Consider the following 10,438-nt stretch of genomic DNA (forward strand, 5'->3'; position numbering starts at 1 on the left):
GCTCGCGCGCCGAGCGCACCGCCAGCGTCTGCAGCGCGGCCGCGCCGGCGATGCCGAGCGCGACGACGAACAGGGCGACAAGCACTTCGACCAGCGTAAAGCCCGCGCGCACGCTCAGTGGCGAACCCGACAGCGACCGCATCGACGACCTCCAGCGTTGCGTTGAACAGAGCTGAGAAGGTAACAGTCGAGCTCCGGCAAGCCGTGTGACGACTCAACCGTGAGGAGGGAACTAAAAACCGGGAAAAGTGACGCGCTTATTTACTCGATTACTTACGCGGCTGGCCCACTTCCGCGATGGCTTCCTGGAACTCGGCCAGGTCTTCGAAGTTCTTGTAGACGGAGGCGAAGCGGATGTAGGCGATCTTGTCGAGACGCTTGAGTTCCTGCATCACGAGTTCGCCGACATGGCCCGTGTCGACCTCGCGCCGGCCGCTGGTGAGGAGTTTCTCTTCGATGGAGGCGACGGCGCGGTCGATGGCTTCGGCCGCCACCGGGCGCTTGCGCAGTGCGAGCATCAGGCTGCCGCGCAGCTTGGAGGATTCGTATTCGGTACGGCTGCCGTTCTTCTTGACGATGAACGGCATCGAGAGCTCGATCCGTTCGTACGTGGTGAACCGCTTGTCGCACGCGACGCAGCGGCGCCGGCGGCGGATGGCGTCGCCTTCCTCGGATACGCGGGTATCGAGGACCTGGGTGTCTTCATGCTGACAGAACGGACATTTCATGGGGCTTGTAGAGGGCGCCGCAAGGGCGCCCTCCCTATCGCATTACGCTTCGTAGACCGGGTACTTGTCGGTCAGTTGCTTGACTTCCGCCTTGACGCGCTCGATGGTCGCGGCGTCGTGCGGGTTGTCCAGCACGTCGGCGATCAGGTGGCCGACCTTGACGGCGTCTTCTTCCTTGAAGCCGCGGGTCGTGAAGGCCGGGCTGCCCAGGCGGATGCCCGACGTCACGAACGGCTTCTGCGGGTCGTTCGGGATGCCGTTCTTGTTGCAGGTCATGTGCGCCTGGCCCAGGATCGCTTCCGCTTCCTTGCCGGTCAGGCCTTTCGAACGCAGGTCGACGAGCATCACGTGGGATTCGGTACGGCCCGAGACGATGCGCAGGCCGCGGGAGATCAGCGTCTCGGCCAGTGCCTTGGCGTTCTTGACGACCTGCTGCTGGTAGGCCTTGAATTCCGGCGACAGCGCTTCCTTGAAGGCGACCGCCTTACCGGCGATCACGTGCATCAGCGGACCGCCCTGGATGCCCGGAAAGATCGCGGAGTTGATGGCCTTTTCGTGCTCGGCCTTCATCAGGATGATGCCGCCGCGCGGGCCGCGCAGCGACTTGTGCGTCGTCGACGTGACGAAGTCGGCGTGCGGGACCGGGTTCGGGTATTCGCCCGCGGCGATCAGGCCGGCGTAGTGGGCCATGTCGACCATGAAGTACGCGCCGACTTCCTTCGCCACGCGGGCGAAGCGTTCGAAGTCGATGCGCAGGGCGAAGGCGGAGGCGCCGGCGATGATCAGCTTCGGCTTGTGCTCGCGCGCCAGGCGTTCCATCTGCTCGTAATCGATGTCTTCCTGCTCGGTCAGGCCGTAGGAGATGACGTTGAACCACTTGCCCGACATGTTCAGCGCCATGCCGTGGGTCAGGTGGCCGCCTTCGGCCAGCGACATGCCCATGATGGTGTCGCCCGGCTTCAGCATCGCGAAGAACACGCCCTGGTTCGCCTGCGAACCCGAGTTCGGCTGGACGTTCGCGGCTTCGGCGCCGAACAGTTCCTTCACGCGGTCGATCGCCAGCTGCTCGGCGACGTCGACGTATTCGCAACCGCCGTAGTAGCGCTTGCCCGGATAGCCTTCGGCGTACTTGTTGGTCAGTTGCGATCCCTGGGCCTGCATCACGGCCGGCGACGTGTAGTTCTCGGATGCGATCAGCTCGATGTGGTCCTGCTGGCGCTTGTTTTCCTTCTGGATGGCATCAAACAGTTCCGGGTCAACCTTGGCGAGCGTGTGATCTTTTGCAAACATGAAAAAACTCCAATCGATAAGAGAACCAGGCAACGGTCAGCGCTGAACAGGCGGGAGCCGAAACACATGCGGGGCAGCCGCGATACCAACGCGTACCAGTCGGTGGCTGCCCAGGCGAACGGCAAGTTTGAAATCTCACGTTCCCCGGTGGGTGCCCACCTTCGCCACGCGCCGGCAGGCCGATCGCTCCTGATCGGACGGCAGCGCACGGTTTTCGCCAGTCACGTGAGATGTAAATGGAACCTCGGATTGTACGGGATTGTGCGGCTGCCAGGCAAGGAAACCGATGCCGACCTGTCAACCCGGCTTCCGGCGCTGCCCCGCGTGGTCATTTCAGCTACAATCGCACGGTTACCACCTGCCAGGCAAAAACCAAAATGATCGTTTTCATCACCGGCGCATCCGCCGGATTCGGCGCCGCCATGGCGCGCACTTTCGGCAAGAACGGCCACCAGGTGGTGCTGGCGGCGCGTCGCAAGGACCGTCTGGAGGCGTTGGCAAGGGAGTTGGGCGAATCCGCCCTGCCGATCGCGATGGACGTCACCGACAAGAATTCGATCGAGGAAGCGCTGTCGATGCTGCCGCAATCCTGGCGCCAGATCGACGTCCTGATCAACAATGCCGGCCTGGCCCTGAACACGAAGCCGGCGTACGAGGTGCCGCTGGAAGACTGGGAGACGATGATCGCCACGAACATCAAGGGCCTCGTCACGATGACGCACGCCCTGCTGCCGGCGATGGTCGAGCGCGGCAGTGGCCTGGTCATCAACATCGGCTCCGTGGCCGGCCGCACCCCGTATCCGGGCGGGAACGTGTACGGCGCCACCAAGGCCTTCGTCGAGCAGTTCACGCTGAACCTGCGCGCCGACCTCGCCGGCACCGGCGTGCGCGCGACGAACATCGCGCCAGGCCTGTGCGGCGGCACCGAGTTCTCGAACGTGCGCCTGCGCGACGATGCGGCCGCGGCCAAGGTCTACGAAGGCACCCAGCCGCTGACGGCCGAAGACATCGCCGAGACCGCCTACTGGGTCGCCACCCTGCCGCCGCACGTCAACATCAACCAGATCGAGATGATGCCGACCTGCCAGGGCTACGGCCCGCTCAACATCAAGCGCAACCTGGGCTGAGGCGCCAAGCACAAAAATCGGTCGACCGGCGAACGAATTGTTTTCGCTTTGTAACAGCGGCGCCGGTCAAAATGAAAAAGTGCTACAGTTGCTGGCTTGGCATGAGCCTCTCACATTCTCACGCCGGCCACTCATACCCAGGTATACGTACCCTGGCGCACATATAACGGGTATAAATGGCGTAAAATGTTTCCCATTTTCATTTATGGCAGCTGAAATGCCTTCAGTTTTCACCTGGACAGTTCGCGTCTATTACGAGGATACGGACGCCGGCGGCATCGTGTACTACGCCAATTACCTGAAGTTCTTCGAACGTGCGCGCACCGAATGGCTGCGTTCGCTCGGCATCGATCAGCAAACCCTGCGCGACGAGGACGGCGCGCTGTTCGTCGTGCGCAATGCCAGCGTCGACTATGTCGCGTCCGCGCGCCTGGACGATGAAGTGAAACTGACCCTGAACGTGGAAAAGCTCGGCCGCGCGTCCGTCGAGTTCGCCCAGCAGGCCTGGCGCGGCGATACGCTGCTCGCCAGCGCCGACGTGAAAGTCGGCTGCATCGATGCTGTCACGATGCGTCCGCGTTCCCTCCCCGACCTTGCCGCTGCTAAAATGCGTGCCGCCTGATCATCCATTTGACCAAATATATATCCAATGAACGCAGTCCAAGACCTCTCATTCATTGAACTGATCCGCCATGCCCACGTGCTGGTGCAGTTGCTGATGGCCCTGCTGTTCGCGATTTCCCTGATGAGCTGGACATATATTTTCCGCAAGCTGTTCGCGATCCGCGCGGCACGCCGCCAGACGGAACAGTTCGAACGCAGCTTCTGGGCCGGCGGCAACCTGCACACCCTGCACCAGAGCGCCAGCAGCCAGCGCGACCAGAGCGGTCCGCTGGCCCGCATCTTCGAAGCGGGCATGGGCGAGTTCATCAAGGGCAAGCAGGCGTCGCGCGACGCGCTCGACATGGGTGCCGTGCTGGATGGCGCCCGCCGTGCGATGCGCGCCGCGTTCCACCGCGAACTGGACCAGATGGACACGCACCTGAACTTCCTGGCGTCGGTCGGTTCGGTCTCGCCGTACATCGGCCTGCTCGGTACCGTGTGGGGCATCATGAACGCGTTCCGCGGCCTCGCGAACGTGCAGCAGGCCACGCTGGCCACGGTTGCACCGGGCATCGCCGAAGCGCTGATCGCCACCGCCATCGGCCTGTTCGCCGCCATTCCTGCCGTGGTCGCTTACAACCGCTTCACCCACGACATCGACCGCCTCGCGATCCGCTTCGAAAGCTTCGTCGAGGAATTCTCGAACATCCTGCAGCGCCAGTCGCGCTGATCGCCGTCACGAGGAACCGACATGGCCTTCAACAGCAGCCTGCGGGGCAGCCGTCGCAAGCTCAAGTCCGAGATCAACGTCGTGCCGTACATCGACGTGATGCTGGTGCTGCTCATCATCTTCATGGCGGTACCGCCGACGCAGAACCCCAGCGAGATCAAGCTGCCCAGCGCCGAGCGCTCGACGCAGCCGCCGGACGACTACATCCAGATCGCGATCAAGGAGAACGCCCAGCTGCAGATCGGCATCACGGGCAAGAATCCGCAGCCGCTGGAAGACGTATCGAGCCGGTCGACGCTCGTCACGCGCCTGCGCGACCTGCACGCCGAGCATCCGGATTATCCGGTCTTGATAGCTGGCGACCGCGACAGCAAATACGATGACGTCATCCAGCTGATTTCGGAAGCCAAGAAGATGGGTATCAACCGCGTCGGCCTGGCCACGAAGTGAAGACGAACTGATGTCAGCAACGAAGCAGACCAACATCGGCAACGGCGCGCCTTACAGCGTGCCGCCTGAACCGAACCGCTGGCCGGCCATCGGCCTGGCGGTGGGCGTGCACGCCATGTTGCTGGCGTTCCTGTGGATCGGCGTGAGCTGGCAGAACAATGCGCCCGTCGCCGTCGAGGCGGAAATCTGGGACGTGACGACGCAGACCGCCGCGCCGCCGCCCGCGCCTGCCCCGGCGCCCGAGCCGGAACCCGAACCCGAGACCCCGCCGCCGCAACCCGCGCCGAAAGCCGTGGAGCCGCCGCCCGTCGTCGAAAAACCGCAGCCGAAGGCGCCGGACATTGCCCTCGAGCGCGAAAAGAAACGCAAGGAAGAATTGAAGCGCAAGCAGATCGAGGAAGAGCGCGAACGCAAGCTGGAGGAACAGAAGCGCGCGGAAGAAAAGAAAGCGAAGGCGCTCGCCGAGAAAAAGGAACGCGAACTCGAAGAGAAGAAAGCCAAGGCCGACGCTGAAAAGAAAGAAGCCGAGCAGAAGAAAAAAGACGAAGCGGAAAAGAAAAAGAAAGAGGAAGCCGAGAAGAAGAAAAAGGCAGCCGCCGAACAGAAGAAACTGGAAGCCGCCCGCGCCGAGGAAATGCGCCGCATCACGGGCGCGGCCGGCAATCCGACCAGCACCGGCACGGCCGAGAAATCGACGGCGCCGCGCATCGACAAGGGCTACTCCGCGGCCATCACGGCCAAGGTGAAGGGCAATACGTCGTATGCGGGCAGCCTCGACGAACCGGGTAATCCGACGGCGACGTTCCGCGTCGAGCAGTTACCGACCGGCGAGATCATTTCGGTCAGGAAGATCAAGAGCAGCGGTGTGCCTTCATTCGACGATGCCGTCGAAAAAGGCATCACCAAATCGTCCCCACTGCCAAAGAAGAAAGATGGTACGGTAGAGCGTTCCCTCGTGATCGAGTTCCATATGAAGGATCTGCAGTGATCGCGTTCCGACCTTAACCATTGCTGAGAGAAACATGAAGAAACTACATACCCTGCTGTTTTCGGCCACCCTCCTGATGGGCGTGGCTGCACATGCCCAGCTGAAAGTCGAAATCGCCGGCGTGGGCAGCAACCAGATCCCGGTCGCAGTCGCGGCATTCGCCGACGAATCGGTGGCACCCGAACAGGTGTCCGCCATCATCCGCGCCGACCTCGAACGCAGCGGCGTGTTCAAGGTCATCGACGCGCGCCAGACCATTTCCGACACCGCCAACATCGACCTGGCCGCCTTCAAGGCCAGCGGTGCCGACGCGCTTGTCGTGGGCTCCGTGCAGCGTCTCGCGGACGGCCGCTTCCAGGTGCGTTATAAACTGCTCGACACCGTCAAGCAGTCGCAGCTGTCGCAACTGTCCGATGCCGTCACGGCGCGCAATACGCGCCTGGAAGGCCACCGCATCGCCGACGACGTCTACGAAAAACTGACCGGCGTGCGCGGCATCTTCTCGACCCGCATCACGTACGTGAAGCAGGACCCGGCCGCGCGCGACTACAAGCTCGTCGTGGCCGACGCGGACGGCGAAGGCGAGCAAGTCGCCGCGCACGGCCGCGAGCCGATCATCTCGCCGTCGTGGTCGCCGGACGGCACGAAGGTCGCGTACGTCTCGTTCGAACTGCGCAAGCCCGTGATCTACGTGCAGAACCTGGTGACGGGCCAGCGTACCGTCGTCGCCAACGAGAAAGGCAACAACTCCGCACCGGCCTGGTCGCCGGACGGCACGAAGCTGGCCCTCGCCCTGTCGAAGACCGGCAATACGCAAATCTGGATCGTGAACGCGGACGGCAGCGGCCTGCGCCGCGTATCGAACAGCAACGGCATCGACACCGAGCCGCAGTTCTCGCACGACGGCCAGTCGATTTACTTCACCAGCGACCGCAGCGGCGGTCCGCAAATCTACAAGATGAGCGTGAGCGGCGGGCAGGCAACCCGCGTCACGTTCAACGGCAACTACAATATCAGCCCTCGTGTATCCCCGGACGGCAAGACGCTGGCGTGGATTTCGCAACGCGATGGGGGTTTTTCCCTGTATGCGATGGACCTGGCTTCCGGTCAGGAACAACGCTTGGCCGATGGGGCCACCGAACCGAGTTTTTCGCCGAACGGCAAATACATCATGTATGCGACGAAGGGTGGCGGGCGTACCGCATTGGCCGTTGTGTCGGTCGACGGACGCGTCAAGCAGCGCCTGAGCACCCAAGCGGGAAACATTCGGGAGCCCAGCTGGGGCCCGTTTATGAAGTAAAAACTTTTGACCAGGAGAAAAACCATGCGTAATGTAAAAAGTGTAGCGTTCATCGTGGCTGCTGCCGCCCTGCTGTCGGCATGCTCGTCGACCAAGCTGCAGGAAGCCCCGAAAGTCGAAGAAAAGCCGGTCGCTCAGGCAACGCCGCCGGCCGAACCGGCACGTGAAATCAAGCCGGTCGAAACCGGCAGCGTCGATCCGCTGAACGACCCGAAAGGCGTTCTGGCGAACCGCAGCGTGTACTTCGACTTCGACAGCTACGTTGTCCGTGACGACGGCAAGCCGGTCGTCGAGAACCACTCGGCTTACCTGACCAAGAACAAGCAGCGCAAGGTCCTGATCCAGGGCAACACCGACGAGCGCGGCGGCACCGAATACAACCTGGCCCTGGGCCAGAAGCGCGCCGAAGCCGTGCGCAAGTCGATGGCTGCCCTGGGCGTGTCGGACAGCCAGATGGAAGCTGTTTCGCTGGGCAAGGAAAAGCCGAAGGCCACCGGCCACGACGAAGCTGCCTGGGCTGAAAACCGCCGCGCGGACATCGTCTACCAATAATCGGGACGCTGTCTTGCCTGCCTGAGAGCTGGCGCTCCCGGCAGATTTGACAGCGGGGCGGGATGCGGTGCAGACTGCATCCCGCCCCGTTTCCATTTGGATTCCCAAGTTTTCATAGGTCTAGAAAAGTCATGATGATCAAACCGTCCCAGTTCCGCCTCGCCGCCGTCGCCCTCGCCCTGACCGCCTGGCTGCCCCTGCAGGCGAACGCCGGCCTGCTCGACGACGATGAAGCCCGCAAGGCGATACTCGACCTGCGCGCCAAGGTCGATGCACTGGCACGCGACATCAACGCCCGCGTCGACACGAAGGCCGACAAATCGATCGGCGTCGACATGCTGAACCAGCACGAACAGACCATGCAGGAAATCTCGCGCCTGCGCGGACAGGTCGAAGTCCTCGCGAACGAGGTCGCCAACGCCCAGAAGAACCAGAAAGACCTGTACGCGGATCTCGACGCCCGCATCAAGAAACTCGAACCGCGCCAGGAAACGATCGACGGCCAGACCGCCGAAGTCCTGCCGAGCGAAAAGAGAACCTACGACGGCGCGATGGACCTGTTCAAATCGGGCGACTACAAGGCCGCCGCCGGCGCCCTGCAGGAATTCGTACGCCGCTTCCCCGACTCGGCCTATGCCGCCAACGCCCAGTACTGGCTCGGCAACGCCTATTACGCGCAGCGCGACTACAAGAACGCGATCGCCGCCCAGGAAGCCGTCGTCGCCAACTACGGCACGAGCGCGAAGGCCCCGGACGCCATGCTCAACATCGCCTCCAGCTATACGGAGCTGAAGGACAAGAAAAACGCCAAGAAGGCCCTGCAGCAGCTCGTGTCGAAGTTCCCGGACTCGGCGGCAGCGCAGGCAGCGAAGGACCGGCTGGCGGCGCTGAAGTAACCCGTTTGACACGACTGCAGTTACCCCATATAATCTTGCTTCTTTCGGGTCGTTAGCTCAGTTGGTAGAGCAGCGGACTTTTAATCCGTTGGTCGCTGGTTCGAGCCCAGCACGGCCTACCAGAATTCAGCAGTAGCAAAGCAAGGCGTTACGAGTGATCGTGACGCCTTTTTTGTTTTGCGCTCCGCTCATGCGGTCATCGCATGCAACGCCCCGATATCGTCCGGATCGCGTTTCAGTTTTTCGGCCGCCGCGCGGATCTTGCGGTAATAGATCCCGTTCCGCACGCCGCGATAATCCATGTACGCTTCCACGATCGGATCCGCCCGCTTCTCACGCCTGGCCCGGTCGATCAACGCCTGCAGATAGCGCGTACCCATCTGGATATTCGTCGCCTCGTCGATGAACGCCGGGCTCGCGTGAAATGCATCCGCTTCAGCATACAGCGCAGGCTCCGCGCAGCGCTGGGTGGCCGGCTTGCACAGGTTATCGAGCCGGAACAGTTCGCGGTTCGCCACCTTCAGCAACTGCATCAAACCGCGTGCGCTGCTGCCTGCGGGCTGGGCGCACGCGTCGAAGCGCGATTCCATGTAGATCTGGCAGACGATCAGTTCGTCCGGCAGGCAGGAGCGGTTGTTCTCGTGCACGAGCCGGCGGATCTCGCGCAAGCGGGCGAGGGGTTCGGTGCACACCATCTGGTCGGCCATGTCGTCACCTGTCTCGTTACGTCATGCGCTTCATGGTCTTACCCGTACCGCATGAGCAGTTTGCGCTCGCTCAGGCGGGGTGATCGATTGAACTCAAGTATCCTTTAGCCCTGCCCTCGATAATTGCCGTTTGGAATGCTCCCGTTCCGCCACCAAGGAATCCGACTGCCATGCCTCCCCTCGACCTTTCCGATACCCTCGTGGTCGGCATCTCCGCCACCGCCCTGTTCGACCTGGCAGAAGCCGACGCTATCTACAAAGCCAGATCCATCAAGAATCCCCAGGGTGCACTGGAGGAATACCGCGCCTACATGCTCGAGCGCGAGAACGAGCCGCTGCGCGACGGCACCGGCATGGCCCTCGTGCGCGCCCTGCTCGGCCTGAACCGCTATGCGCCGTCCGAATCGAAGCCGCTCGTCGAAGTCGTCGTCATGTCGCGCAACAGCCCGGAGACCGGTGTCCGCGTCTTCAACAACATTCGGTCGCGCGGCCTGCCGATTTCGCGCCATGCGTTCACCGGCGGCGAGTCCGTCGTCGATTACCTGGACGCCTTTGCCGTCGACCTGTTCCTGACGACGAATGTCGAAGACGCCCAGCGCGTGATCGATGCGCAGGCCTGCGCCGCCGCGATCCTGAAGCCGCCGCCGCACGCGGCCGAGGCGCCGCCGGAAGACCAGGTGCGCATCGCCTTCGACGGCGATGCCGTGCTGTTCGACGATTCCAGTGAACTGGTCTACAAGACCGAGGGCTTCGACCGCTTCCACACGATCGAGGACGAGAAGCAGAACGAACCGATGAAGGACGGTCCGTACGCGATCCTGCTGCGCCGGCTCGCGCGCCTGCAGGAACGGCTGCCGTTCGGCGCGGACGTGTCGCCGGTACGGATCGCGATCGTGACGGCGCGTAGCGCGCCGGCCGAGATGCGGGTCATCAATACCCTGCGCCACTGGGGCGTGTACGTGAACGAGATCTTCTTCCTCGGCGGCGTGCCGAAGTCGAAGGTCGTCAAGGCATTCCGCGCGCACCTGTTCTTCGACGACCAGGACCTGCACCTGGACCCGGCCGCG

The 10,438-nt window shown here is 62.8% G+C and carries 13 protein-coding genes, 1 tRNA gene and 1 riboswitch; of the genes, 10 read left to right on the plus strand and 4 right to left on the minus strand.

Annotated features, from left to right (window positions below; all coding sequences use genetic code 11):
• From ACEN88_RS16280 to glyA, 3 genes are all read right to left on the minus strand, one after another.
• On the minus strand, positions 1-142 hold a 142-nt coding region (locus tag ACEN88_RS16280), incomplete at its 3' end, for a prepilin-type N-terminal cleavage/methylation domain-containing protein (RefSeq protein ID WP_413341193.1).
• Positions 143-269: 127 nt separating this feature from the next.
• On the minus strand, positions 270-728 hold the full coding sequence (gene nrdR / locus ACEN88_RS16285) for a transcriptional regulator NrdR (RefSeq protein WP_056127307.1): 459 nt from the start codon (positions 726-728) through the stop codon (positions 270-272).
• A 42-nt stretch (positions 729-770) separates the two neighbouring features.
• The gene (glyA, locus tag ACEN88_RS16290; protein ID WP_371772071.1) at positions 771-2,018 is read right to left on the minus strand and encodes a serine hydroxymethyltransferase; all 1,248 of its coding nucleotides are present in this window, start codon (positions 2,016-2,018) and stop codon (positions 771-773) included.
• Between the two features lie 101 nt (positions 2,019-2,119).
• Positions 2,120-2,253, minus strand: a riboswitch (ZMP/ZTP riboswitch).
• 142 nt (positions 2,254-2,395) lie between these two features.
• Between glyA and ACEN88_RS16295 the strand changes: the two genes are divergently transcribed.
• The 9 genes from ACEN88_RS16295 (at position 2,396) to ACEN88_RS16335 (ending at position 8,786) form a co-directional block, all read left to right on the plus strand.
• Positions 2,396-3,145 (plus strand): SDR family oxidoreductase, encoded by a 750-nt coding sequence (locus tag ACEN88_RS16295; protein WP_413341180.1) that lies wholly within the window; start codon positions 2,396-2,398, stop codon positions 3,143-3,145.
• Positions 3,146-3,362: 217 nt separating this feature from the next.
• Positions 3,363-3,767 carry a tol-pal system-associated acyl-CoA thioesterase gene (gene ybgC / locus ACEN88_RS16300; protein ID WP_413341182.1) on the plus strand — a complete coding sequence of 135 codons (405 nt, stop codon included), beginning with the start codon at positions 3,363-3,365 and terminating at the stop codon, positions 3,765-3,767.
• A 27-nt stretch (positions 3,768-3,794) separates the two neighbouring features.
• Entirely contained in the window at positions 3,795-4,478 is a 684-nt protein-coding gene (gene tolQ, locus ACEN88_RS16305; RefSeq protein ID WP_036237603.1) for a protein TolQ, read from the plus strand.
• Positions 4,479-4,499: 21 nt separating this feature from the next.
• Positions 4,500-4,928: a biopolymer transporter ExbD gene (locus ACEN88_RS16310; RefSeq protein ID WP_056127297.1), complete on the plus strand. Its 429-nt coding sequence runs from the start codon at positions 4,500-4,502 to the stop codon at positions 4,926-4,928.
• Between the two features lie 10 nt (positions 4,929-4,938).
• A complete protein-coding gene (gene tolA, locus ACEN88_RS16315) occupies positions 4,939-5,916 on the plus strand; it encodes a cell envelope integrity protein TolA (protein ID WP_413341184.1) in 978 nt (325 codons plus the stop codon).
• Between the two features lie 34 nt (positions 5,917-5,950).
• The gene (gene tolB / locus ACEN88_RS16320) at positions 5,951-7,216 is read left to right on the plus strand and encodes a Tol-Pal system beta propeller repeat protein TolB (protein ID WP_413341186.1); all 1,266 of its coding nucleotides are present in this window, start codon (positions 5,951-5,953) and stop codon (positions 7,214-7,216) included.
• Between the two features lie 24 nt (positions 7,217-7,240).
• Positions 7,241-7,768 carry a peptidoglycan-associated lipoprotein Pal gene (gene pal / locus ACEN88_RS16325; protein ID WP_371767975.1) on the plus strand — a complete coding sequence of 176 codons (528 nt, stop codon included), beginning with the start codon at positions 7,241-7,243 and terminating at the stop codon, positions 7,766-7,768.
• Between the two features lie 134 nt (positions 7,769-7,902).
• Complete coding sequence (gene ybgF / locus ACEN88_RS16330; RefSeq protein WP_413341188.1) at positions 7,903-8,664, plus strand: tol-pal system protein YbgF; 762 nt, start codon at positions 7,903-7,905, stop codon at positions 8,662-8,664.
• A 46-nt stretch (positions 8,665-8,710) separates the two neighbouring features.
• Positions 8,711-8,786 (plus strand) — tRNA-Lys (locus ACEN88_RS16335).
• A gap of 66 nt (positions 8,787-8,852) precedes the next feature.
• On the opposite strand, the gene ACEN88_RS16340 is transcribed toward ACEN88_RS16335, so the two are convergent.
• Positions 8,853-9,371: a lytic transglycosylase domain-containing protein gene (locus tag ACEN88_RS16340; protein WP_413341190.1), complete on the minus strand. Its 519-nt coding sequence runs from the start codon at positions 9,369-9,371 to the stop codon at positions 8,853-8,855.
• A gap of 170 nt (positions 9,372-9,541) precedes the next feature.
• Here ACEN88_RS16340 and ACEN88_RS16345 point away from each other — a divergent pair.
• The coding region (locus ACEN88_RS16345) for a 5'-nucleotidase (RefSeq protein WP_413341192.1) at positions 9,542-10,438 on the plus strand (897 nt) is incomplete at its 3' end.

This window comes from Massilia sp. CT11-108 (genome assembly GCF_047302915.1).
Lineage (GTDB): Bacteria > Pseudomonadota > Gammaproteobacteria > Burkholderiales > Burkholderiaceae_D > Telluria > Telluria orientalis.

Coding starts and splice junctions, on each gene's coding strand:
- glyA (WP_371772071.1), bottom strand. CDS start 2,018: ATGTTTGCAAAAGATCACACGCTCGCCAAGGTTGACCCGGAACTGTTT.
- tolQ (WP_036237603.1), top strand. CDS start 3,795: ATGAACGCAGTCCAAGACCTCTCATTCATTGAACTGATCCGCCATGCC.
- tolB (WP_413341186.1), top strand. CDS start 5,951: ATGAAGAAACTACATACCCTGCTGTTTTCGGCCACCCTCCTGATGGGC.
- tolA (WP_413341184.1), top strand. CDS start 4,939: ATGTCAGCAACGAAGCAGACCAACATCGGCAACGGCGCGCCTTACAGC.
- ACEN88_RS16295 (WP_413341180.1), top strand. CDS start 2,396: ATGATCGTTTTCATCACCGGCGCATCCGCCGGATTCGGCGCCGCCATG.
- ACEN88_RS16310 (WP_056127297.1), top strand. CDS start 4,500: ATGGCCTTCAACAGCAGCCTGCGGGGCAGCCGTCGCAAGCTCAAGTCC.
- nrdR (WP_056127307.1), bottom strand. CDS start 728: ATGAAATGTCCGTTCTGTCAGCATGAAGACACCCAGGTCCTCGATACC.
- ACEN88_RS16340 (WP_413341190.1), bottom strand. CDS start 9,371: ATGGCCGACCAGATGGTGTGCACCGAACCCCTCGCCCGCTTGCGCGAG.
- ybgF (WP_413341188.1), top strand. CDS start 7,903: ATGATCAAACCGTCCCAGTTCCGCCTCGCCGCCGTCGCCCTCGCCCTG.
- ybgC (WP_413341182.1), top strand. CDS start 3,363: ATGCCTTCAGTTTTCACCTGGACAGTTCGCGTCTATTACGAGGATACG.
- pal (WP_371767975.1), top strand. CDS start 7,241: ATGCGTAATGTAAAAAGTGTAGCGTTCATCGTGGCTGCTGCCGCCCTG.